The organism is Variovorax sp. GW821-FHT09D07, assembly GCF_059416345.1.
Genome location: NZ_JBWKOY010000001.1, coordinates 1,166,671 through 1,189,470 on the forward strand (window position 1 = coordinate 1,166,671; position 22,800 = coordinate 1,189,470).

A 22,800-nucleotide genomic window follows, 5' to 3' on the forward strand; every position below is an offset into this window, starting at 1 on the left:
GCGCGATCACAATTTCCAACACGCATGAAAACAACTTCTTCCCTCCGCGTTCCCCAGGGCAACATCGCGTCGGCGCTGGCCGCCTTTGCCGCCGGCCTGAACGAGCACACCCTGCCCGAGGCCGTGTGGACCAAGTCGGTTCACCACATCGTCGACGGCATCGGCCTGGCCTTCGCCTCGCACCAGTTCCCGTTCTCGGCGCCCGGCCTGGCAGGCATTGCCGCGGCCGGTGGCGTGGGCGACGGCACCGTCATCGGCAGCACGCGCCGACTGGCCCCGCGCGACGCGGCCATGGCCAACGGCTTCCTCATGCACGGGCTGGACTTCGACGACACGCACCCGGCCAGCATCGTGCATCCCACGGTGGCCTGCCTGCCGGCGGCGCTCGCGGTCGGCGAGGCGGTCGGCGCACGCTGGGGCGAACTCATCGCGGCCTACGTGGCCGGCATGGAAACCTGTATCCGACTCGGCCAGTCGGTCAACGGTGGCTTTCACCATGCAGGCTTCCATGCGACGGGCCTGCTGTCCCACTTCAGCGCCGCTGTCGTGGCCGGCAAGCTGCTCGAACTCGATGCGAAGCAGTTGATCGATGCGCAGGGCATCGCCGCCAGCACGGCCTCGGGCGTGCAGGTGTTCCTGGAAGACGGCGCCTGGACCAAGCGCATGCACCCCGGCTGGGGCGCGCTGGCCGGCATCACGGCGGCATACATGGTGCGCCATGGCTTCGCCTCGCCGCAGCGACCGTACGAAGGCCGTTTCGGCTTCTTCGAAACGCACATGCAGGCGCATGCGGGCGAGGTCGACCTCGATTCGATCGCCGAAGGGCTCGGCAGCCGCTGGACCATTCTGGACACGGCCATCAAGCCCTACCCCGTGTGCCATTTCATCCACGGATGCGCTGAAGCCGCGCTGCAGCTGCACGCGCAGATCGGCGACCCCGCTCAGGTGCTGAAGGTCACGTGCGAACTGCCCGCAGCCACGATGCCGATCGTGGCCGAGCCCGCTGCGGCGAAAGCCTTGCCGCGCTCCGACTACGAGGCGAAGTTCAGCGCGCACTTCGTCGTGTCCGCCTGCCTGCTGCGCGGTGAATTCGGCCTGGGCGAGCTGAGCGACGAGAGCCTGCGCGACCCCGCCACCCTCGCGATGGCGCAGCGCGTCGAATGCATCGAGGAGAAAGACTCGCAGTTCCCGAAGTACTTCTCGGGCGCCGTCACGGTGCACCTCGCCTCGGGCAAGGTGCTGAGCCGCCGCGTGCCGGTGAACCTGGGCAGCGGCGAGCGCGCGTTGTCACGCGAGGACATCGTCGCCAAGTTCCGCGGCACCGCGGGCATCGACCTCGACCGCACGCGGGTGGCCGGCATCCTCGACGTGCTGCTGTCGGCCACGCCGGACACGCCGGTGCGCACCATTGCCGCGGCACTGCGCGGCTGATGCGGTGCCGGCATGCCTGGTATAAGCTGACGCCCCCCGACCGGCGCGCCGCGAGAACTCCCCATTGAAACGACACCCGCAACTGCGTTTTCACCTGCCTGAACTGGAGACCTTCCTCGTGGTGCTCGAGGAAGGCAGCTTCAGCCGCGCGGCCGAGCGGCTGTGCGTGTCGCAGCCTTCGGTGTCCAGCCGCGTGAAGCGGCTGGAAAACGTGCTGCGCGTGAAGCTCATCGAGCGCACCACGCGCAGCGTCGAGGCCACGGCCGACGGCGACCTGCTGCGCGCCGCCGCCGAAGAAGCCCTCTCGGGCCTGTACGCGGTGCTGCACCAGTTCCGCGACCGCTCGGAGGCGGCGCGCAACCGCGTGGTGATCGCAGCCACACCGATGATCTCGGCGACCTTCATGCCGCGCATCATGCATTCGTACAGCGAGCGTTTTCCCGACGTGCAGCTGGTGCTGCGTGACATGCCCTTCGAGATGCTTCTCAAGAGCATCGGCGACGGCACCGCGGACATCGGCGTGACGGCGGTCGACGGCGACTACGACCATCTGCTGTTCCAGCCGCTGGCCGAGGAAGACGTGGTGCTGGTCGTTCCCGCGAAGCATCCGCTGGCCAGGGAAAAGCACGTGGTCGTGGAAATGATCCTGCCCTACCGCCTGATCTTTCTCGAGCGCTACACCAGCCTGCGCGAACGGCTGACCGGCGAGTTCGCGCGCTTCGGTGCGGTGCTCGAGGCCTCGACCGCATCCACGCTGCCGACGCTGATGGGCATGATCGACACGGGCAGCTGCGTGACCTTCCTGCCGCGCTCCATGGCGCAGATCAATGCCAGGGAGTCGCGCGCGATCGTGCAGATCGAAGACTTCCGCGCGGTGCGAAGCTACGGCAGCATCGTGGCACGCCGCACGGCACTCACGACGGCGGTGCAGAGCTTTCGCGACCACCTGCATCGCGAGTTCGAACCGCTCATCTAGCAACTGCTGCTAGCAGTCGCGCCGTATTGCGGGCGCGCGCTTTCTCCTGCGACCTACAGCACGGTCACGTGAATGCGTGACCGCGCTTGCGTGCGTCTGCGGTTTCGAAGGCCGTTTATTCACCGCTGCAATAAGTGCATACGCATTCGTCATTGTCCTTCGAAGCACCCCCCGCCAGAAAATTGCGCATGCCCCGCCGACCTTCACGGCGCGATGTTTCCACCGCGCGAAACGTCGTCGAAATCCTTCGATCGGGCGACATCATTTCAACAGGAGACAAGATGAATCGAGTGACTCGCAATGCCCTCGGCATGATGCTGTTCGCAGCCGTGACGCTGCAGGCCGCAGCCCAGGAAACGCTGAAGATCGGTGCGCTGGTGACGCTGTCGGGCCCCGGCGCTGCATGGGGCCAGGCCATGAAGAACGCCGCGGAACTCGCGGCCGACAAGGTCAACACAGCGGGCGGCCTGGAGGTCGGCGGCAAGAAGTACCGCGTCGAAGTAGTGGCCTACGACGATAAGTACCAGGCCGGCGAAGCGGTCACGGTCGCCAACCGGCTGGTGTTTGAGGACAAGGTGAAATTCATCATCGGCCCCACGGGCTCCGCGCCCACACTGGCGGTGCAACCCATCACGGAGAAGAACCAGGTCCTCACCTCGACGCTGGGTTTCACCAACAAGGCGATGGGGGCCGACAAGCCCTTCAGCTTCCGACCGGTCGTCACGACCTACGAGTTCTCCGAGCCGCAGATCGCGTGGATGGTGAAGAACCTCGGCGTGAAGAAGGCCGGCGGCCTGTTCCCCAACGACGAGTCGGGCCAGGTCATCGCACGCGACCTGGAAGCAGCCTACAAGAAGAACAACGCCGAACTGACGGCCAAGGAATTCTTCGAGCGAGACCGCGTCGACTTCGTGCCGCTGCTCACGCGCATGCTCGCGCGCGGCATCGACACCATCGAACTCGACGGCAATGCGCCGGGCACCGCCGGCCTCATCACGAAGCAGGCGCGTGAACTGGGCTTCAAGGGACGCATCGTGCGCACCGGCGGCCCGGCCACGGCGGAACTCTTGACCGTGGCAGGCAAGGAGGCTGCAGAAGGAATGATGGTGCACGCGGTGATCGACGCGAACCTGAAGTCGACCAGCACCTACATCGACGCCTACAAGGCCAAGTACAAGAGCGCGCCGAACGGCTTCAGCCCCTCGTACTACGACTTCACGGGCATGCTGTTCGAGGCCATGCGCCGCGCCGGCACGGTGACCGACAGCGCCAAGGTGCGCGTCGAGCTCGAGAAGATCAACGACTACGCGGGCGTGCTCGGCAAGCTCGGCTGGACTGGCAAGGCGAACTACGGTGTCGACCACCAGCTCGCCGTGCCCTTCTATGTCGCGGAGATCAAGAACGGCGTCGAGGTGATCCGCGCGCGCTGCACGGTCACCGAAGGCTGCAACTGAGCGCCGCCACGACGCACGCATCGCAACCAACGCAAGGATCGGTATGGACTGGAATCTATTGATCGGGCAGGCGACGGTCAACGGCCTGATCGTCGGGCTGCTCTACCTGCTCATGGCCGTTGGCTTCACGCTGGTGTTCGGCGTGATGCGCATGGTGAACTTCGCGCACGGCGAGTTCTACATGCTGGGCGCGTTCGCCGCCTACTTCTTCACGACGAAGCTCGCGCTGCCGTTCCTGGCAGCCGTGGCTTTGAGCTTCGTAGCCGCGATCGTGGTCGGCAGCCTGCTGGAGTGGTTCATCCTGAAGCCGTTCCGCAAGGACGAGCTGAACGGAATGATCGTGACCATCGGGCTGGCGCTGATCCTGCAGAACGTCGCCCTGATGGCCTTCGGCCCGGACCCGGTATCGCTGCCGTCGATCGCATCGGGCGCCACCACCATCCTGGGCGTGACGGTGGCGAACTCGCGCGTGTACGTGGTCGGGTTCGCGGTGCTGGTGCTGTTGCTGCTATACGCGTTCCTGCGCCATTCGCGCGCGGGCCGTGGCCTGCGCGCGGTGGTCGAGGACTCGGAGACCGCCGCCATCCAGGGCGTGCGTGCGCGCCTGTACTACCCGCTGGGCTTCGGCATCGGCGTGGGGCTGGCGGCCATCGGCGGGGCGCTGATGGCGCCGCTGTTCTCGGTGTCGCCCTTCATGGGACAGACGCCGCTGCTGAAGGCCTTCATGGTGGTGATCCTCGGCGGCCTGGGCAGCATTCCCGGCGCCGCGCTCGCGGGCCTGTGCCTCGGCCTGCTCGAAAGCTATTCGACGCTGTTCCTGAGCACGAGCACTGCGGACATGCTGATTTTCTTGTTGGTGATGGTGGGAATGCTGGCATTCCCGCGGGGCCTGATCGGCCGAGGAGAAGCCTGACATGACGACCCAATTGACAGCGGGGGCGCCCGCCCCGCGCACCTCGCCAGCCTGGAAGCTACCTCACGGCCGCAAGCTGGCCGTGGTCGGCGCCGTGGCCGCGGTGCTGGCCGCGGCATGGCCCTGGGCTGCGGGACAGTTCGTGCTGCACCTGGCCATCCTCTCGTGCATCAACATCGTGATCGTCAACGGGCTCTCGCTCATCGACCGCAGCGGGCAGTTGTCGTTCGGGCACTCGGCACCGGTGGCGCTGGGCGCCTACGGCTCGGTGCTGTTTTCGTCGATGTTCGGCCTGGGAACGATCACCGCGGCTGCCCTCTCGTTACTAGTGGGCGCTGTGGTGGCGGGCCTGCTGGGATGGGTGATCCTGCGGCTTCGCGGGGTCTACTTCGTGCTCGTGACCTTTGCCTTTGCCGAGCTGGTGCGGCTGGTGCTGCTGGACGCGGTGTCGATCACCGGCGGCGCCAACGGCATCGCCGGCATCCCGCCGCTGAGCCTCGGGGGGTTTGTCTTGGACTCGCGGGAGCGCTTCTATGCGTTAGCGCTGTTGCTGGCGATCGCGTCGGTGGGCTTCATGGTCTGGCTGTTCAGCCGGCCGCTGGGCCGCGCGATGACGGCCGTGGCGGCCAACCCCGCACTGGCCGAATCGACGGGGTTGAGCGTGCTGCGCATGCAGATCGTGGCCTACATCGGCGGCAGCGTGCTTGCCAGCCTGGGCGGCGTGCTGACCGCACGCTACATCGGCTTCATCTCGCCCGAGTCGTTCGCGACCGGCGCCTCGGTGGCGTTCATCACGATGCTCGTGATCGGCGGGCGCAAGTCGCTGTACGGCCCGATGGTCGGTGCGCTGGTGCTCACGCCACTGCCCGAGTTCTTTCGCGGCGCGGTGCAGACGCAGCACATTTTCTACGGCGCGGCGCTCATCCTGATCCTGCGCTTTCTGCCCGGCGGCATCGCCGGCATCGTGGCCATGGCGACGGCACGGAGGGCGAAGCCATGAGCGGATTCCTGCTGGAAGTTCAGGGCCTCTCGAAGCACTTCGGCGGGCTCGCGGCGGTGAAGGACCTGTCGTTCAAGGTGCGCCCCGGCGAGATCGTCGGGCTCATCGGCCCGAACGGCGCGGGCAAGACCACCGCATTCAACACCATCAGCGGCACGCTGGCGCCGACACACGGCCGCGTGCGGCTGAACGGCCGCGACGTCACCGGGCTGCGGCCGAGCCTCATCGTCGCAGCGGGGCTGGCGCGCACGTTCCAGTCGACCACCACCTTCGCGGAAGAGACCGTGGCGACGAACATCGAGCATTCGCTGCTCTCGCGCATCGAGGGCTCGGCGCCGCAGCGCCTGATGCGGCGCACGCACGGGCTGCTCGCGCCGCACGCGGTCGACGCGGAGGTCGACCGCATCCTGGAGATCGTGAACATGCAGGCATGGCGCGACGTGCCCGCCGGCACGCTGGCCTACGGCCTGCAGAAGAAGCTCGGCATCGCGATCGGCCTGGCGACGCAGCCGACGATGCTGCTCATGGACGAACCCGCAGCTGGCCTGAATCACGAAGAATGCAACGAGCTCACGCGGCTGCTGCGCAAGCTGCAGAAGGAGCACGGCCTCACGCTGCTGCTGGTGGAACACCACATGGCGATCGTGATGGAAATCTGCGAGCGCATCGTGGTGCTGGTCCACGGCGAGAAGATCGCCGAAGGCAGCCCCGAAGAAATCCGCACCAACCCCGCCGTCGTCGAAGCCTACCTGGGAGCCCCTGACTATGCCCATGCTTGAAGTCGAAAAGCTCGGCGTTCACTACCGTCTGCTGGAGGCGGTCCGTTCGGTCGGCTTCCGCGTGAACAAGGGCGAGCTGGTCGCGCTGATCGGCTCCAACGGCGCCGGCAAGAGCAGCACGCTCAAGGCCATTGCCGGCAGCGTGCCAATGAGCAGCGGCTCGATCCGTCTCGACGGCGAGGAGGTCCACCGGCTGTCGCCCGAGCAGCGCGTGCAGCGCGGCATCGCGCTGTCGCCGGAAGGCCGGCGGCTGTTCGGCCGCATGACCGTGCTGGAGAACCTGCTGGTCGGCGCGCACACCATCAAGTCGGCCGCCGAGCGGCTGGAATCGCTGACGCAGATCTACGCGCTGTTTCCACGCGTGCACGAGCGGCGCAACCAGCTCGCGGGCTCGCTGTCGGGCGGCGAACAGCAGATGGTGGCCATCGGGCGCGCGTTGATGGCGCGGCCGAAGCTGCTGATGCTGGACGAGCCGTCGCTGGGCATCGCGCCCAAGGTGGTGGCCGAGATCGCGGAGGCGATCCGCAAGCTCAACGCCGGTGGCATGTCGATCATCCTGGTCGAGCAGAACGCGCGGCTGGCCCTGCGGCTCGCTCACAACGCCTACGCGCTGGAACGCGGCGAGGTCGTGAAGTCAGGCAAGGGCGCGGAGCTGCTCGACGACCCGTATGTCCGCAAAGCCTACCTGGGGGTCTGACGCGATGCCGACCGACGACGACAACCACAACACCGGGCTGCGGCAGATCGCGCACCGGCAGGCCGACCCCGCCTGGCTCGCGGCGAGCCGCGAAGAGGCGCTCGATCCCGGCCTGGCGATGATCGATGCGCACCATCACTTCTCGGAGCATTGGGGCGGCTACATGCCCGAGGACCTGCTGGCCGATGCGCGCGGCCACGACATCCGCGCGACGGTGTACGTGCAATGCGGCTGGCAGTACACCGGCGAAGGCCCGCAGGCACTGCGCCCGGTCGGCGAGACCACGGCCGTGCTGGCGGCCACGCGCGAGGTCAACCGGCGCCAGCAGGCCACGCGGGTGGCCGCCGCCATCGTGGGCTTTGCCGACCTTCGCCTGGGCGACGCGGTCGACGACGTGCTGGCCGCGCAGGTGGCTGCGGGCGAAGGGCGCTTTCGCGGCATCCGCAACAGCGGCGCGTACGACGCCGAGTTCCGGCACGGCGTGCTGCCGCGCCCGATGCCGCGGCTGTACGCCGACCCGGCGTTTCGCGCGGGCTACGCCTGCCTGGCGCGGCACGGCTTGAGCTTCGATGCGTGGATCTACCACCCGCAGCTCGAAGACGTGCTCGACCTCGCAGTGGCGTTCCCCCACATCCCGCTGATCGTCGACCACCTGGGCGGCCTGCTCGGCGTGGCGCGCTACGAAGGCCGCCCCGGTGCCGCGCTGCAGGAGGCGCTCCCCTGGCTGCGGCGCTTGGCCGAATGCCCCAACGTGTCGATGAAGCTCGGCGGCGTGGGCACGGCCGTGTTCGGCTTCGACTTCGCCTATCGCCCCGCGCCGCCCTCCTCGCAAGCGCTGGCCGAGGCGTGGAAGCCGCTGATGCACCCCGTGCTCGAGCTGTTCGGCGCGCAGCGCTGCCTGTTCGAAAGCAACTTCCCGGTCGATCGCAGTTCTGCCGGGTACGGGGTCGTGTGGAATGCGCTGAAGCGCGTCGCGGCCGGTGCGAGCACGGCCCAGAAACAAATGCTCTTCCACGACAACGCCGTTCAGCTCTACCAGATCGCGACCGAAAGGCCGGAAGCTTCACGTTCGGGAACAGCGCCATGATGCTCGGAAAATCGGCATTCGCGCGTCCGCTGCGCCGGCTGTGCGCTCTGGGCAATGCATTTCACCGGCTCATCGTCCGATCGGGGGCGCTGATCGACGCCGGTATGGCCTAGAGAGTGCCGTGAACGGACCCGAGCTCAGCCCTTAAACCCGCGCGCACTTTTTCTTCCCGTTCACCCTGTCCACCGTCTCCGCGGCCACCCCGACTGGCTCTACCCGCCGAGGCCACCCGTCTGCCGAATCGCCCCGTTGGTCAAGTCGGCGGCGAGCACCATCGACTCCTTTGCACCAGATGGAAGGTGTGAGGCACGAACTTATGGGCGTTGGCGTAGATCAGGTTTCCCGACACGTACTCGTGCACGGCCAGCACACTGTTGCGACGCAGTTCCCAATCGGAGATATCTGAATCGAAGCGCGGGGCAATGTGCGTAGTGCTCACCGCGCCCATGCCCAAGCCGTAGCCAAGCAGGAAGCTTGGTCAAGAAGCAGAAAGGTGGCGCCCGCCGCATGCTAACCGGGCGGAGGGCATGGACGACATGAACACCTGCGGTGTATTCAGGTCTTCGCAGAGCCTTGACCCGGATGCCAGAAGTGCGGGACGTCGGCCGTGATCTGCCACCGGTACTCCGCCAGACCATCGCTCCAGATCTCGGTCGTGCGCCGGCTGTCGAGCTGTATCACCGGGGGACCGAAGTTGCAGTTCACCGTTTCGCGCCAGAAGTTGCGAGATTCGGTCTTGCTGCGGTGTTGCGTAGCTGTCGATCTGGTCGGCCGGCAGCGAGCCGGCGAACACATGGCGCACGAAGAGCCAGGCGAGGAAGGCCATGGAGAACGGCTTCACCGCCCAGTTGATGAACAGCGTCACGCCGATGCCGCGCCAATGGTTCTTCACCTGCGCGAGGGCTGCGAAGTCGACGCGCAACAGCATCGGGATGATCATCACCCAGATCAGCACGCCCACGGGGATGTTGACCTGGGCGACTTCGAGACGGCCCACCGCCTGGAATGCGGCCGGAAACAGTTGCCCCAGCGCAATACCAACGACGATGCAGAGGAACACCCACACCGTCAGGTAGCGCTCGAACACGCTCATGGGGGCCGCGCGGACGCGCGGACTTTCAATGACAGCGCTCATGATGTCAGTTCGCAGAGATGCGCGTCAGCCGCTCTTGCAGCTCGGCGTCGCTCATCGTTTCCGGGTTTTCGAGGGCGAGCAGCTGCAGCATGCGATAGGAAATCGCCTGGCGCGTGAGCTCGAAGGCCTGCCGTTTGGCGGCATCGCCACCCTCGGTATTCGACGGGTCCGGATATCCCCAATGCACTTTGACACGCGTGCCAGGCCAGTACGGGCAGGTTTCCTGCGCCGCGCTGTCGCACACCGTGATCACGACGTGCATGGGTGGCGTCGAGAACTCGTCCCAGCTCTTGCTGCGAAAGCCCTCGGTGTTCACGCCGGCGGCCTGCAGCACGTCGATGGCGAACGGGTTGATCTTTCCGCTGGGCGCGCTGCCGGCGCTGAACGCCTTCACGTCCTTGCCGAGCCTCAGGGCCCAGTGGTTGAGCATGCCCTCGGCCAGCACGCTGCGGGCTGAATTGTGGGTGCAGAGGATGAGTACGTTGAGCGTCATTGCGCAGCCTTCTGAACCTTGCCGATGTCGCGGATCTCGCGCTGGATGGCCATCGAGTCGAGCCGAGCCAGAGGCAACGCCAGCATCAGTTCAATGCGGCGCTTCAGCGTGAGGGCCGTGTCCATGAACTGACGCTCGGTGGCCTCGTCCGACACCTCAAAGGCCGCAGGGTCGGCTACGCCCCAATGCGCCGTCATCGGTTGGCCAGGCCACACTGGGCACACTTCGCCCGCGGCCTTGTCGCAGACGGTCAGAACGAAATCCATCGCCGGTGCATCCGACTTCGCGAACTCGTCCCAGTTCTTACTACGATAGCCAGTGCTAGGAAGGTGCATCTTTTCCAGCGTGAGCAACGCATAGGCGTTGACCTTGCCCGTGGGATGGCTACCAGCTGAGTAGGCCTTGAATCGCCCTTCGCCCAGATGGTTCAGCAGGCCCTCGGCCAGGATGGAGCGCGCAGAGTTTCCAGTGCAGATGAACAGCACGTTGTAGGTCTTGTCAGCCATGACGATGTTTCTCGGTAGAGGAAGTGGGCTTGATCTCTTTGAACATGCACACGGCCGAGGCCGGGCACAGGCTCTTGAATTCGCTGCTGGCCTGCACGGAAGCCGGCAGCGCCGTGCGGTCGCATCGCTCGAAGCCTCGGGCTTCGAAGAAAGGTTCTGCCGTGGTGGTGAGGATGCAGAGGCGATTCACACCCTTCGACGCGGCGAAGGCTTCCATGGTCTTTAGGGCCTGATCGCCCACGCCATGGCCGCGCGCATCAGCGCGAACCGCAAGAGAACGAAGCAAGGCGGTGTCGCCAAACCGTTCCAGACCGACACAGGCAAGAATCCCTTCGTCTCCCGCGCGGCTCACGAAGAAGGCCTCCATGTGCTCTTCTCGAAGATCGGTTTCGGGAAGGCCGGCATCCCGAAGAAGGGACTGCACCGGCGCGAGAGACGCGGCCTCTGCACGGACGAACAGCGATCTGACCAGCGAATCGGAAGGTGCTTTGGGCATGGCGCAGCCCTCAGCAGCAGGCGCCCGTGGCTCTGACCGACACGTTGACCGGGATGCCCCGGGCCGCACCAGGCGCGCAGCAAGCGGATTCGGCCTTGGCTGTGGACTTGGATTGGCCATAGACCGGCACGGCGCCGTCCAAGGTCTGGAAATGCTCCCATGCGATCCCCTGCGGATCGGTGACCCAGTGCTTTTCGCTGCGCGCGTAGCAGCACACGGTCTCACCCTCGTCGAGCAGGGTCTGGTCGGCTGCCTGACCGCGCGCTTTCAGCTCAGCCAGTTCCGCGTCATCGTCAGCCTGAATGCCGAGATGGTCGATGCCCTTGCCATGCCCGACCGTGGAGATCGCAAAGTTGACGCGCGGATCGTCGAGCATCCATTTCGCATAGTCGGCCTCGACGCGTGCTGGCGGCGATGCGAACAGGTTTGAATAGAAGTCGATGCTCTTGGCGAGGTCGTCGACGTGCAGGTGGACGTGGAAGCGCTTCATGGGTTTCTCCTTCAGCAGTCGCAGGCAGTGGCGCCGTCGACGAGGCAAGCCTCGCCCTGACAGCAGTTCTCCGTGAGGTAGCCGAGCAGCGCATTCATCTGCTCGAACACCGCGCGATAGATCAGGTTTCGGCCGTCACGCTCCTGGCTGACCAGGTTGGCATGCGCCAGCTCCTTGAGATGGAACGAGAGACTTGTCGGCAGCACGCCAAGCTGCTCCGCCAGTACGCCTGGTGTGAGTCCAGCAGGACCAGCAACGACAAGCGCCCGAAAAACCTGAAGGCGAACGGGCTGGGCCAGCGCGGCCAAGGCCTGAATGACGGCTTTTTCTTCCATATTTCAATAATAATTGAATATTGAAATTAATCAAGCCCTCTTCCCTCATATGCGAGAAGCCTGGCTACCCTTGTTTGACGAGGTTCAACGCTGGCAGCGGCCCGCCCGGGAACTGCTGCATCGCGCCGCCCGTAGCGAGCTCACCCAAATCCACCACCGCAAAGCCCAGCGATTCGAAGAGCCGCGCCACCTCCGTTTTGGCCTGCGTGTCGTCGCCCGACATGAAGAGCACACGGCGCCCGCCGTTCGTGCGCGGATCGGCCGCGAGCAGGGGCGGCGGTAGCGTGTTTGCGATCTTCACCACGCGCGCACCCGGCACGTGGTCGGCCACCACCTGGCTCGACGTGCGGCCGCCGAGTTCAGCGAGGCGAAAGCCTGGCATCTCGACCGGGTTCATGGTGTCGATCACGATGCGGCCGTCCAGTGCGGGCAGGCCGGCAGTGGCGCTGCCCAAGTGCTGCCAGGGCACCGAGAGAACGAGCATGTCGGCCCGCGCCGCTTCGGCGCGCGTGCCGGCGCGGGTCTTGCCGCCGGTGCTGCGTACCGGGTCGGCGAGCGATTCGGGGCCTCGGCTGTTCGACAGCACGATGTCGTGGCCGGCGTTGGAGAACTGCTTGGCGAGCGCGAGGCCGATGCTGCCGGCGCCGATGAATCCGATCTTCATGGTGAAGCTCCTTGTGTGGATGAACGATGGGGTCAGGCCGAATAGCCGCCGTCAACCGCGATGCTCGCGCCGGTCACGAAGCTCGCCGCGGGGCTGGCGAGCCAGGCCACCGCGTTGGCGATCTCGTCCACGTGTGCATAGCGGCCCAGCGCGATGTAGGTGCGCGCCTGCTGCGCGAAGTCGCTGGTCGCGGGATTCATGTCGGTATCGGTCGGGCCGGGCATCACGTTGTTGACCGTGATGCCACGCGGGCCGAGGTCGCGAGCCAGCGCCTTGGTCAGACCGGCCACGGCGGCCTTGGTCATCACGTAGAGAGCCCCGCCGGCGTAAGGCACGTACTGGCTGTTGATGCTGCCGATGTTCACCACCCGGCCGCCCTCGCTCATGTGCTTGAGCGCTTCCTGCGTGGCAACGAACAGGCCCTTGAGGTTGACGTCCACCATGCGGTCGAAGTCGTCAAGGCCGATGTCCTGCACGGGCTTGCCGATGGCGATGGCGGCGTTGTTCACGAGGATGTCCAGGCGCCCGAAGGTAGCGACGGCCTGCGCCACCGCGGCACGCACTTCGTCGGGCCGGCTGGCATCGGCGGCGATGGCAAGCGCTTTGCCGCCCGCGGCTTCGATGGCGGCGACCACGGCTTGCGCCGGTTCGGGTGAGGCGACATAGGTGATGGCGACCGCTGCACCGTCGGCGGCCAGCCGGCGGGCGATGCCGGCGCCCATGCCGCGCGAGGCGCCGGTCACGAGAGCCACCTTGCCGGACAGCGGCAGCGTGGCGGTGGAAAGAGAAGAGACGGAAGAAGAAGACGAGGAGGTCATGGTGTTTCCTTGGTGGAAGGGGTTGGACATGGCGCAATGGTCGGCCCGGGACTCATTTCTCGGTAGCCAGTAATGGTTGGAATCTTTTTCAAGCAATGCTTGAAAATAAGAAGCCATGGAAACACTCGCCAATCTCGAATCCTTCGTTCGCAGCGCCGAGTCGGGCAGCTTCTCCGAGGCGGCGCGCCGGCTGGGTCTGACGCCCGCAGCCGTGAGCCGCAACGTGGCGAGGCTTGAGGCCAACCTCGGCGTGCGGCTGTTTCAGCGCAGCACGCGGCGCCTCACCCTCACCGAGGCGGGCGAGCGGTTCTTGCAGTCGGTGTCGGGCGGATTGGAGGACATCCAGACAGCCATTGCGGGCGTCTCGACCGAGGCCGGGCAGCCGGCCGGCGTCCTCAAGGTGAGCATGGCGCCAGGCTTCGGCGTGGACTATGTGGTGCCGCTGCTGCCGGCATTCATGCAGCGCCACCCGGCCGTGCGCCCCGACTGGCATTTCGACAACCGGCACGTGGACCTGATCGCGGAGGGCTACGACGCGGCCATTGGCGGCGGTACCGAACTCACGCCCGGCGTCGTGGCGCGTGAATTGGCACGTGCGCACATCGTCGCGGTGGCATCGCCGACCTACATGGCGGGGCGCAAGGCACCACGCGAGCCGGCCGATCTCGCAGCACTCGACGGCATCGTGATGCGCTCGGTACACAGCGGCCGGCTGCGCGACCGCATGATGCGGGACCGTGCCGGCGCGCAGGCTCCTGTCGAGCTGCAACCGCGCATCGTGCTCAGTGACCCAGACGCGCTGTGTCGTGCTGCGCTGCTCGGCCTGGGCGTCGCACTGGTTGCGATGCCGCATGCGCTGCCACATCTAGAAAGCGGCGCGCTGATGCGCGTGCTGCCGCGCTGGTATGCCGACGGCGGGCCCATCTCGCTCTACTTCGCCGGAGGGCGGCTGCTGCCGGCCAAGACGCGCGCCTTCGTCGATTTCGTGGTCGAGGCCTTTGAGCGGGAGAGGCTGGCCGAGCGCTTCTCGGCAGTCTGAACCAGCTCGCATCCCCTGCCCACGTGCACTCTCGCTTCGAGCAGTTGAGCGGCAAGGGCCAGCCCCTTGCCGCCCGCTAGGTCGCGTGCCTAGGCCACTTGGATGTCGATGCGCCGTGGCTGAGCGTGTGCCGCCTTGGGAATTCGCAGTTTCAGTACGCCCTGCACGAGTTCAGCCGTCACGTTCTGCGTGTCCAACTCCTTGCTGAGGGTGAAAACGCGGCGGAATCGACCGAGGTCCACTTCGGTGTGGCTGGTCTTCAGACCGTCCGGCACCGCCAGTGCGGACTCCGCTTCAATTGTCAGGGTCGCGGCTTCCACATGCAGATTCAGCTTGTCCCGGCTGACGCCGGGCAAATCAGCATAGAGCGTGATCCCGCTTTCATCCTCGATCACATCAACGGGCGGCGTCAGCGCAGCATCGCTGTAACGGGAGTGCTCCTTCTGCGCAATCCCGTCCGGTGCGACCTGGCGCGAGGTCTGGATGTTGTTGCTCATGGTGGTCTCCTTTCGTGCCTTCGTTACTGGATGCTGATTCGGCGCGGCTGCGCAGATGCCCGACGTTGCACCGTGATGTGCAGAAGGCCATCGCGCAACTTCGCCTCGACGGCGTCGGGGTCCGCGTCGTCGGGCAGCGTCATCACCCGGCGAAACGCTCCCTCGAAGCGCTCATTGATATGCACCGTCGCCTTGTCTCCTGCTGCGGGCAAAGTGCTCTTGCGCTGGCCGGAAATCGTCAGCAGCCCGCGCTCCAGATTGACTTCGAGCAAGGAAGGATCCACGCCTGGTGCGAAGGCATAGATCTCCAGGGCTTGCGAGGTACTGCCCACGTTCAGGGCAGGAAAACCATTGCGCGCAAAGCCGCGAATGGTGGGCGACAGATCGAAGGCCTGCTGCACATCGCGCTGCAGGCGATCCACCTCGGCGAAGATGTCGCGAGGAAAAAGTGAACGATACATGGCGAAAACCTCCGTGATGGTCCAACGGAGCACCGGGGCATCCCCCAGTGCCCTGAAGAAAAGAAAAGCACATTCGGGGGCCGAGACGGCTACCTCCGGTCCCGGCGCGGCGACCTAGTGCGGTCTGGCCGTGTCGCGATGAATGGAGGTAGGAGGCCCGAGCGAGGGGGCGTGCCCGGCGGTCTTGATCCGCGGCATGCGCAATCGCCAGCGTGGAGGTCGCGTTTCGGGGTAGCTGAATTTCGCGAGTTCCTCGCGCCCCTTTGCAGTGATGGCCAGCACCTGGGCCGCTGAGGGGGAACCCGACAGGGAGATCGGGTCCGAAGGCGACGGCACCAGGGCGATCACGAGCCCTGCGGCCCGGAGCACCCTGACCTGGTCGATGTCCTCAGCGCGATAGAACGAGACAGGCAGGCGGGAGCCGGCGATTTGCTTGAGCAAGTTCATGGTCATTTCATACCTCCTTTTCGGTCGACCAATTTCCGACGGGAGAGAAGATAGGTGTCACGGCTTTCGATTTCAAGAGGTTCCGCTACCTAACTCAGGCCCGTCCGCCCAGCCCCAGTTCCATCATGTTTACCCCTGCATGTGCGGAATCGGCGCCCCGGTTGCCCGCGGACGCGCCTTGCCTTGTTCCCAGTGGTAGATCGTCTGTCCAGGGACCCCAACCAGTTGCCCATAGATCGCAGCAGATAGTCCCAGCTTTGCGCGATGTGCCGCCAACCTGATAGCGCTGAACCGGCGCTTCGCGTTCCCGTTCTGTTGGATTCCGCCGATCTCTGACCCAACCAACACGCTTGCTATCTCCGGCAGTCCAGGGTCGTTCCGCATCAGCCAAAGCCCCTTACCTGGAACCTGCGCTGAGCGCCGCTCCTGGGGACTTCGCTGGGGAGCAGGCGCTGCGCCTCGCATCGCTGTAGCAGGTTGGGCTTAGCAGACCTACCTGGCAACCTATGGATGTCCCGCAACTGCAATGGACGCACTGCGGAAAACCGAAAGGCAACGCCACATGCGAGCCCAGACCTACGTCGAATCGAGCGCGCAAACCGCCGCTGACCGTGCTGCTCAACGAACCCTGCAGGCGGCTCATCTGCTGCAAGAAGCGCTCGCCCTCCTCCGCGCCGACTCAACGATGCCTGTGGCGCACACCATGAAGTGCGCACCAGACAGACTTGTGAGGCTTCCTGAAGTCGCGCGCCTCACAGGCCTGTGCAGGTCGGCGATCTACGAGCAGATGCGCAAGGGCACCTTTCCACGGTCGGTGAAAGCCGGGCAACGCACTGCGGCGTGGCCGGAGAGCGCCGTGCAATCATGGATCGCGGATCGGATGAACGGGCACACGAGTTGATCTGATGGTCCGGACCGACACGCTCGGGAGGCGCGTTTACAGCAGATCCGAATGCCGTGCTATGGCCCGACACGAGCCCCTCATGCGGCCGCCTTCAACTCAACCGGCGAAGAGCTCGACCTGGTAGCCAGCGTGTCCAGATAATCCGCCCACCGCTGAAGCATCGCAGTGCGCTGCTTGAGGTACTGGGTACGGTTGTAGGCGCGCCCGTTCGCGTCCTTGACGGCATGCGCCAACTGGGCCTCGATCACCAGAGGATCAATTTCCAACACTTCAGCCAGCAAGGTCCGAGCTGTCGCCCGGAAGCCATGAACTGTCTGCACAGTCGGCCCGTAACCCAAGGTCAGAAGGGCTGCGCGCAGGGTGTTGTCCGAAATAGACCTCTCATGGCTGCGCTCGCCCGGGAAGACAAGCGCACCGTGACCCGTAATGGGGTGCAGCTTATGCAGCAGCTCCACGGCCTGTCTGGGCAGAGGCACCAAGTGCGGATCGCCGTGCTCCTTGCCTTCGATGCGCCGCTTCATCCGCGCCGCGGGCACGGTCCAGAGCGCCCCATCAAGATCGATCTCGGACCAGGCCGCCCCTCGAAGTTCGTTGGGGCGTTGAAAAAGCATGGGCGCCAATTGAAGCGCCGTACGCACGATGGCTCCGCCTTGGTAGCCCCGGATGACGCGTATCAGCGTCCCCAACTGGGCCGGATCGGTGATCGCCGCGAAGTGCCGCTTCTTATGGGGCGTGAGCGCCCCCTTGAGATCCGCCGTGATGTCGCGCGGCGCCCGCGCGGTGGCGACCGCGTAGCGCCACACCGCGCGTGCCGTCATAAGCACGCGGCCAGCCACGTCGAGAGCGCCACGCTCCTCGACACGGCGCAGGGCCGCCAACAACTCGATGGCCTCGATTTCGCTGATGCGACGAGCAGCGAAGTACGGGAACAGATCCTTTTCCAGGTTGCGCTTCTCGCGCGTGGCGTAGTGGCCGCTCCAGCGCGTATGGTGCTTGTCGAACCACTCGAGCGCGGTCTCCCGAAAGGTGTCGCCGGTGTTCACGGCCGCCTTGAGCTTGACGACCTGCCTCGCCTGAATGGGGTTGATCCCGGCCGCTTTCTGCGCCTTGGCCGCATCACGCGCCTTGCGTGCCGCAGCGAGGCTCACGCTGGGATAGGGACCAAGGGCGAATTTCTTCTCAACCCCTTCGATCTTGAATTTCCAGAACCAGCGGCGGGAGCCCGATGCAGAGACTTCCAGGTAGAGGCCACCTGAATCGGCATAGCGCGCCTGCTTCCGCTCGGGCGGACAGCTGGCATTCCGGCACTCGGCATCGGTCAATGGCATAGGGCTACCTCCCGGGGGGTGGGGGTACAAAACTGCCATCCCTGGGGGTTCAGGAGGTTTGTACCCCCTTTTGTACCCCCCCTTGGCGCTGGCAGTCACCAGATTTCAGTGTATGCCTCCGGACGCGATTCGCCCAGTTCTCCAATGAAAAAGGGCGTCCGGTGGATGAAACCGGACGCCCTTGGACGTTTTATTGGTCGGTGTGAAAGGATTCGAACCTTCGACCCCTTGCACCCCATGCAAGTGCGCTACCAGGCTGCGCCACACACCGAAGCTCTCGATTATAGCGGGCTAAATTCAGTGTCCGACAGTCAGGAGCTCACGAATTTCAAAGAGTTCGCGGCGAAGGTGCAACAACTGCGACAGATCGACGGTCTGCGCGGCCGCCGAGGGCCTCGGTTCCTCGTGCACGGCGGCGTCGAATTCCTCCTGGCCGATCTCGATGGCCTCCAGGCCTTCGAGCGGTACTTCGCCCGCCTTGCGGCGGTCGCGCTCGCCCTGCGTGAGTTCCTGCAGCTTGTTGCGCGCACCGCTGATGGTGAAGCCCTGGTCGTAGAGCAGGTCGCGGATGCGGCGGATCATCAGCACTTCGTGGTGCTGGTAATAGCGGCGGTTGCCGCGCCGCTTCATCGGGCGCAGCTGCGTGAACTCCTGCTCCCAATAGCGCAGCACGTGCGGCTTCACACCGCAGAGCTCGCCGACCTCACCGATGGTGAAGTAGCGTTTGACGGGAATCGGCGGGAGCGTTTTCTCCATTGAAATCAAGACTGTGCGCGGGAAACCTCATAGATTACTCTACGCGGCCGCACAGCACCAAGCACTATTCCGCGCCCAGGCTCCACTCGACTTCGGAAGTGCCGCCCTGCGGCTCGACGCTGCCCTGGATCTGCTCCTTGAGCTTGGCGCTGGCATGGAAGGTGGCCACGCGGCGCTCGCCGATCGGAATGGCTTCGCCGGTGCGTGGGTTGCGCCCGGGACGCGGCGCCTTCACGCGGATCTGGAAGTTGCCGAAGCCCGAAATCTTCACGTCCGTGCCTTCGATCAGGCTGCTGGCCACGAGCTCGAAGAACGCCTCCACCATGTCCTTCGACTCACGCTTGTTCAGGCCGATCTGCTCGAACAGCAGGTCGGCCAGGTGCGCCTTGGTGAGCGCCGGCGTTTCGAGGGCTTCGAGCGTGAATTCGGCGGCGTTCATCTTCATCCTCTCAAGCGGCCGCCCAGGGTGGCGCCCAGTTGTTCGACGATTGCACGGACAGCGGGTTCGACCTGCTCGTCCGTCAGCGTGGCGGCATCGCTCTGGAAGGTCAGGCGCACGGCCATGCTCTTCTCGCCCGGTGCCAGCGCACCCGGCGCCGCCACGGCGCCTTCGCGCAACGGCTGCGGACGGTAGATGTCGAACAGCGTCGCATCGCGCAGCAGGCCCGAGGCGGACGCACCCGCGCGGATGGCCTGCATCAGCGCGTCGTGCGACACCGCTTCGGCCACGACCACCGCGATGTCGCGTTCGACGGCCTGGTGCTTGGGCACCGGCTGCGCCACGGGCACGGGTCGCGCCGTGACGGCGTCGAGATCGAGTTCGAACAGCACGGGCGCCTGGGTGAAGTCCCACTTCTGGCGCCAGCGCGGATGCAGTTCGCCGATGAAGCCGATGGCCTGGCCGTCGAGCAGCACGCGGGCCGAACGGCCGGGGTGCAGCGCGGGGTGCTCGGCCACTTCGAAGGTCGGCACGCGCGGCGCGAGCAGCGCTTCGACGTCGCCCTTGACGTCGTAGAAATCGACACGCTGCGGCTTGCCGTCCCAGCGCGATGCCTCGGCATCGCCCCAGGCCAGGCCTGCCACGCGCATGGGCTGGTTCACGCTGCGCACGGTGCTGTCGGTGGTGACGACGCTGTCGTCGCGCAGGAACACGCGGCCCAGCTCGAACACGCGCACACGCGGCGCCTTGCGGTCGAGGTTGAACTTGAGCACCTGCAGCAGCGAGCCGAGCAGCGACGAGCGCATCACGCTCATCTGGCTGGCGATGGGGTTCAGCAGCTTGACCGGGTTGGCGTTGCCCGCCAGGTCCTGCTCCCAGTGCGCTTCGACAAAGCTGAAGTTGATGGTTTCCTGGTAACCCAGCGCTGCAACGCTGCGACGCACAGCGAAGCGGCTGCGCTGCGCTTCGGGGCGCACGCGGGCCGTGATGGGCGCGAGCGGCGCGGTGGTCGGCAGGTTGTTGAAGCCGATCAGGCGCGCCACTTCTTCGATCAGGTCTTCCTCGATCAGCAGGTCGAAGCGGTGCGGCGGCGGCGTGACGGTCAGCGTGCCTTCGCCTTCGGTGATTTCGAAACCGAGGCGATGGAGCGCGTCGGCGCATTGCGCCTGCGTCAGCGGCATGCCGATGACGCGCGCGGCGCGGGCCACGCGCAGCGTGACGGGCGCGGCCTCGGGCAGGCGCAAAGTCTGGTCGTCCATCTTGCCGGCTTCGCCGCCGCAGATCTCGACGACCAGTTGCGTGATGCGCTCGATGATCTGCACGGTGCGGCTCGGGTCGACGCCGCGCTCGTAGCGGTGGCCGGCGTCGGTCGAGAAGTTGAAGCGACGCGAGCGGCCCTGCACGGCCTCGGGCCACCAGAACGCGGCCTCGACGTAGATGTTGCGCGTGTCGTCGGTCACCGAGGTGGCGTCGCCGCCCATGATGCCAGCGAGCGATTCGACTTCGCGGTCGTCGGCGATCACGCCGACCTTCTCGTCGACGGTGATCGTCGTGCCGTTGAGCAGCTTGAGCTGTTCGCCCGCCTTGCCCCAGCGCACCGTGAGGCCGCCGTGGATCTTGTCGAGGTCGAAGATGTGGCTGGGCTGGCCGTACTCGAACATCACGTAGTTCGAGATGTCGACCAGCGGCGTCACGCTGCGCTGGCCGCAGCGCGCGAGGCGCTCGACCATCCACGCGGGCGTGGCGACCTTGGTGTTCACGCCGCGCACGATGCGGCCCGAGAAGCGGCCGCACAGGTCGGGCGCCTCGACCTTGACGGGCAGCACATCGGAGAACGACGTGGCCACGGGCGCAATGGCCGGCGTCTTCAGCGGTGCGCCGGTGAGTGCGGCGAGTTCGCGCGCCACGCCGTACACGCTCAGGCCGTGCGCCAGGTTCGGCGTGAGCTTGAGCGTGAGCAGCGCGTCGTCGAGCTTGAGCACGTCGCGCACGTCGGCGCCGATGGGGGCGTCAGCGTCGAGTTCGAGCAGGCCGCCGTGGTCTTCGCTCAGCTTCAGTTCGCGCGCCGAGCACAGCATGCCCTGGCTCTCGACGCCGCGCAGCTTGCCCAGCTTGATGAGGAAAGGCTTGCCGTCTTCACCCGGGGGCAGTTCGGCGCCGACGAGGGCGCACGGCACCTTGATGCCGACGCGCGCATTGGGCGCGCCGCACACGATGTTGAGCAAGGCGCCCTGCCCCACGTCGACCTGGCACACACGCAGGCGATCGGCATTCGGGTGCTGCTCGGCTTCCTTGATTTCGCCGACCACGATGCGCGTGAAAGGCGGCGCCACCGGACGGCGCTCTTCGACTTCGAAGCCGCCCATGGTGAGCGTTTCGGCCAGTGCGGCGCTGTCGAGGGGCGGGTTGCAGAACTCGCGCAGCCAGGATTCCGGGAATTGCATCTCTTCGATCTCGATCTGGTTTTTTTATCTGTGGAAAGGACGTGCTTACTGGAACTGCGAGAGAAAACGCAGGTCGCCGTCGAAGAACAGGCGCAGGTCGTTCACGCCGTAGCGCAGCATGGTGAGCCGATCGGGGCCCATGCCGAAAGCGAAGCCGATGTAGCGCTCAGGGTCCAGGCCCATGTTGCGCACGACGTTCGGGTGCACCTGGCCCGAGCCGGCGACTTCGAGCCAGCGGCCGGCCAGCGGGCCGCTCGCGAACTGGATGTCGATCTCGGCGCTCGGCTCGGTGAACGGGAAGAAGCTGGGACGAAAGCGCAGCACGAGGTCGTCGCGCTCGAAGAAGGTGCGACAGAAGTCGGTGAAGACGACCTTCAGGTCCTTGAAGCTGACGTTCTCGCCGAGCCACAGGCCTTCGCACTGGTGGAACATGGGCGAGTGCGTGGCGTCGCTGTCGACGCGGTAGGTGCGGCCCGGCGCGATCACGCGGATCTCGGGCGCCTTCACGGTGCCGGTGGTGTCGGCGGCTGCAGCGGCGAACTCGGCCGCGTACTTCTTGGTGTGCTGGTGGGCGTAGCGCACCTGCATCGGGCTGGTGTGCGGACGCAGGTTGTAGGGAATGCCGTCGTCGCCCTTGAGGTCGACGTAGAAGGTGTCCTGCATCGAACGCGCCGGGTGGTTCGGCGGGTTGTTGAGCGAGGTGAAGCTGTGCCAGTCGCTCTCGATCTCGGGGCCGTCGGCCACGTCGAAGCCCATGCTCGAGAAGATCTCCTCGATGCGCTCCAGGGTGCGGCTCACGGGGTGCAGTCCGCCGCCGGCGCGGTGGCGCCCGGGCAGGCTCACGTCGAGCGCTTCGGCGCGCAGCTGCAGCGAGAGTTCTTCGTCGGCGAGTTGCTGGCGGCGGTCGGTCAGTGCGGCCTCGATGGCCTGCTTGCCGACGTTGATCGCGGCGCCGCGGGACTTCTTCTCTTCGACACTCAGCGCGGCCATGCCCTTCATCAGCTCGGTGATGCGGCCCGACTTGCCAAGGAACTGGGCCTTGGCGTTTTCGAGCTCTGCGGGCGTTTTCGCTTCAGCGAAGGCGGCGCGTGCGGTGTCGACCAGGGAGTCCAACTCGTTCATAGCAACAAAAATCTTCGAGGGGAAATAAAAAAGAGCTGGAGCCTTTTCAAGCGCCAGCCCTTGAGCCGTGGGCGCAAGAAGCCGTCCGG

25 protein-coding genes, 1 tRNA gene and 2 pseudogenes are annotated in these 22,800 nt (G+C 65.9%); 10 read left to right on the forward strand and 18 right to left on the reverse strand.

All coding sequences use genetic code 11. The features are described 5' to 3' along the window. The first annotated feature begins 24 nt into the window (after window positions 1-24). The 8 genes from AC07OX_RS05305 to AC07OX_RS05340 all read left to right on the forward strand — a co-directional run bounded on the left by AC07OX_RS05305 (window position 25) and on the right by AC07OX_RS05340 (window position 8,337). On the forward strand, window positions 25-1,431 hold the full coding sequence (locus AC07OX_RS05305) for an MmgE/PrpD family protein (RefSeq protein WP_495260159.1): 1,407 nt from the start codon (window positions 25-27) through the stop codon (window positions 1,429-1,431). 64 nt (window positions 1,432-1,495) lie between these two features. Next, complete coding sequence (locus AC07OX_RS05310; protein WP_495260160.1) at window positions 1,496-2,407, forward strand: LysR family transcriptional regulator; 912 nt, start codon at window positions 1,496-1,498, stop codon at window positions 2,405-2,407. 281 nt (window positions 2,408-2,688) lie between these two features. Next, window positions 2,689-3,861: an ABC transporter substrate-binding protein gene (locus AC07OX_RS05315; RefSeq protein WP_495260161.1), complete on the forward strand. Its 1,173-nt coding sequence runs from the start codon at window positions 2,689-2,691 to the stop codon at window positions 3,859-3,861. A gap of 43 nt (window positions 3,862-3,904) precedes the next feature. Continuing rightward, entirely contained in the window at window positions 3,905-4,774 is an 870-nt protein-coding gene (locus AC07OX_RS05320; protein ID WP_495260162.1) for a branched-chain amino acid ABC transporter permease, read from the forward strand. Between the two features lies 1 nt (window position 4,775). Further along, the gene (locus tag AC07OX_RS05325) at window positions 4,776-5,774 is read left to right on the forward strand and encodes a branched-chain amino acid ABC transporter permease (protein WP_495260163.1); all 999 of its coding nucleotides are present in this window, start codon (window positions 4,776-4,778) and stop codon (window positions 5,772-5,774) included. After that, entirely contained in the window at window positions 5,771-6,553 is a 783-nt protein-coding gene (locus AC07OX_RS05330; protein ID WP_495260164.1) for an ABC transporter ATP-binding protein, read from the forward strand. Before AC07OX_RS05325 ends, AC07OX_RS05330 begins: the two co-directional genes overlap by 4 nt. Further along, window positions 6,540-7,250 carry an ABC transporter ATP-binding protein gene (locus AC07OX_RS05335; protein WP_495260165.1) on the forward strand — a complete coding sequence of 237 codons (711 nt, stop codon included), beginning with the start codon at window positions 6,540-6,542 and terminating at the stop codon, window positions 7,248-7,250. The genes AC07OX_RS05330 and AC07OX_RS05335 overlap by 14 nt, the downstream gene beginning before the upstream one ends. Before the next feature lie 4 nt (window positions 7,251-7,254). Further along, on the forward strand, window positions 7,255-8,337 hold the full coding sequence (locus AC07OX_RS05340; RefSeq protein WP_495260166.1) for an amidohydrolase family protein: 1,083 nt from the start codon (window positions 7,255-7,257) through the stop codon (window positions 8,335-8,337). Window positions 8,338-9,088: 751 nt separating this feature from the next. Here AC07OX_RS05340 and AC07OX_RS05345 read toward each other — a convergent pair. The 8 genes and pseudogenes from AC07OX_RS05345 to AC07OX_RS05380 all read right to left on the reverse strand — a co-directional run. Further along, window positions 9,089-9,472 (reverse strand): annotated as a pseudogene (locus tag AC07OX_RS05345) (arsenic resistance protein); the annotation flags it as partial. A gap of 4 nt (window positions 9,473-9,476) precedes the next feature. Beyond that, window positions 9,477-9,965, reverse strand: coding sequence for an arsenate reductase ArsC (locus tag AC07OX_RS05350; protein WP_495260167.1), 489 nt, complete (start codon window positions 9,963-9,965; stop codon window positions 9,477-9,479). Then, window positions 9,962-10,471: an arsenate reductase ArsC gene (locus AC07OX_RS05355; protein WP_447741455.1), complete on the reverse strand. Its 510-nt coding sequence runs from the start codon at window positions 10,469-10,471 to the stop codon at window positions 9,962-9,964. The genes AC07OX_RS05350 and AC07OX_RS05355 overlap by 4 nt, the downstream gene beginning before the upstream one ends. Beyond that, entirely contained in the window at window positions 10,464-10,967 is a 504-nt protein-coding gene (gene arsN2, locus AC07OX_RS05360) for an arsenic resistance N-acetyltransferase ArsN2 (protein ID WP_495260168.1), read from the reverse strand. The genes AC07OX_RS05355 and arsN2 overlap by 8 nt, the downstream gene beginning before the upstream one ends. A gap of 10 nt (window positions 10,968-10,977) precedes the next feature. After that, the gene (locus tag AC07OX_RS05365; RefSeq protein WP_495260169.1) at window positions 10,978-11,457 is read right to left on the reverse strand and encodes an ArsI/CadI family heavy metal resistance metalloenzyme; all 480 of its coding nucleotides are present in this window, start codon (window positions 11,455-11,457) and stop codon (window positions 10,978-10,980) included. Window positions 11,458-11,468: 11 nt separating this feature from the next. After that, on the reverse strand, window positions 11,469-11,792 hold the full coding sequence (locus AC07OX_RS05370; protein WP_495260170.1) for an ArsR/SmtB family transcription factor: 324 nt from the start codon (window positions 11,790-11,792) through the stop codon (window positions 11,469-11,471). Between the two features lie 64 nt (window positions 11,793-11,856). Continuing rightward, window positions 11,857-12,456, reverse strand: a complete 600-nt coding sequence (locus AC07OX_RS05375; protein WP_495260171.1) for an NADPH-dependent F420 reductase — start codon at window positions 12,454-12,456, stop codon at window positions 11,857-11,859. A gap of 32 nt (window positions 12,457-12,488) precedes the next feature. Then, a complete protein-coding gene (locus AC07OX_RS05380; RefSeq protein ID WP_492699149.1) occupies window positions 12,489-13,274 on the reverse strand; it encodes a 3-oxoacyl-ACP reductase family protein in 786 nt (261 codons plus the stop codon). 115 nt (window positions 13,275-13,389) lie between these two features. Here AC07OX_RS05380 and AC07OX_RS05385 point away from each other — a divergent pair, with 115 nt between their 5' ends. Continuing rightward, entirely contained in the window at window positions 13,390-14,313 is a 924-nt protein-coding gene (locus AC07OX_RS05385) for a LysR family transcriptional regulator (RefSeq protein ID WP_495260172.1), read from the forward strand. Window positions 14,314-14,402: 89 nt separating this feature from the next. Here AC07OX_RS05385 and AC07OX_RS05390 read toward each other — a convergent pair whose 3' ends face one another. The 4 genes and pseudogenes from AC07OX_RS05390 to AC07OX_RS05405 form a co-directional block, all read right to left on the reverse strand. Further along, on the reverse strand, window positions 14,403-14,810 hold the full coding sequence (locus AC07OX_RS05390) for an Hsp20/alpha crystallin family protein (protein WP_495260173.1): 408 nt from the start codon (window positions 14,808-14,810) through the stop codon (window positions 14,403-14,405). A gap of 23 nt (window positions 14,811-14,833) precedes the next feature. Beyond that, on the reverse strand, window positions 14,834-15,271 hold the full coding sequence (locus AC07OX_RS05395; RefSeq protein WP_495260174.1) for an Hsp20/alpha crystallin family protein: 438 nt from the start codon (window positions 15,269-15,271) through the stop codon (window positions 14,834-14,836). 114 nt (window positions 15,272-15,385) lie between these two features. Then, window positions 15,386-15,724: a hypothetical protein gene (locus AC07OX_RS05400; RefSeq protein ID WP_495260175.1), complete on the reverse strand. Its 339-nt coding sequence runs from the start codon at window positions 15,722-15,724 to the stop codon at window positions 15,386-15,388. A 156-nt stretch (window positions 15,725-15,880) separates the two neighbouring features. After that, a pseudogene (locus AC07OX_RS05405) lies at window positions 15,881-16,018 on the reverse strand (helix-turn-helix domain-containing protein); the annotation flags it as partial. Between the two features lie 262 nt (window positions 16,019-16,280). Between AC07OX_RS05405 and AC07OX_RS05410 the strand changes: the two are divergent. After that, window positions 16,281-16,619, forward strand: coding sequence for a helix-turn-helix transcriptional regulator (locus AC07OX_RS05410; protein WP_495260176.1), 339 nt, complete (start codon window positions 16,281-16,283; stop codon window positions 16,617-16,619). A gap of 80 nt (window positions 16,620-16,699) precedes the next feature. Here AC07OX_RS05410 and AC07OX_RS05415 read toward each other — a convergent pair whose 3' ends face one another. From AC07OX_RS05415 to pheS, 6 genes are all read right to left on the reverse strand, one after another. Further along, window positions 16,700-17,950 (reverse strand): tyrosine-type recombinase/integrase, encoded by a 1,251-nt coding sequence (locus tag AC07OX_RS05415; RefSeq protein WP_495260177.1) that lies wholly within the window; start codon window positions 17,948-17,950, stop codon window positions 16,700-16,702. A gap of 194 nt (window positions 17,951-18,144) precedes the next feature. Next, a tRNA-Pro gene (locus tag AC07OX_RS05420) sits at window positions 18,145-18,221 on the reverse strand. Between the two features lie 26 nt (window positions 18,222-18,247). Then, the gene (locus AC07OX_RS05425; protein WP_354345139.1) at window positions 18,248-18,706 is read right to left on the reverse strand and encodes a MerR family transcriptional regulator; all 459 of its coding nucleotides are present in this window, start codon (window positions 18,704-18,706) and stop codon (window positions 18,248-18,250) included. 64 nt (window positions 18,707-18,770) lie between these two features. Continuing rightward, on the reverse strand, window positions 18,771-19,145 hold the full coding sequence (locus tag AC07OX_RS05430; protein WP_095747662.1) for an integration host factor subunit alpha: 375 nt from the start codon (window positions 19,143-19,145) through the stop codon (window positions 18,771-18,773). Between the two features lie 2 nt (window positions 19,146-19,147). Beyond that, window positions 19,148-21,589, reverse strand: coding sequence for a phenylalanine--tRNA ligase subunit beta (gene pheT, locus AC07OX_RS05435; RefSeq protein ID WP_495260178.1), 2,442 nt, complete (start codon window positions 21,587-21,589; stop codon window positions 19,148-19,150). Window positions 21,590-21,634: 45 nt separating this feature from the next. Continuing rightward, the gene (gene pheS, locus AC07OX_RS05440) at window positions 21,635-22,711 is read right to left on the reverse strand and encodes a phenylalanine--tRNA ligase subunit alpha (protein ID WP_056579739.1); all 1,077 of its coding nucleotides are present in this window, start codon (window positions 22,709-22,711) and stop codon (window positions 21,635-21,637) included. Window positions 22,712-22,800: the final 89 nt, after the last annotated feature.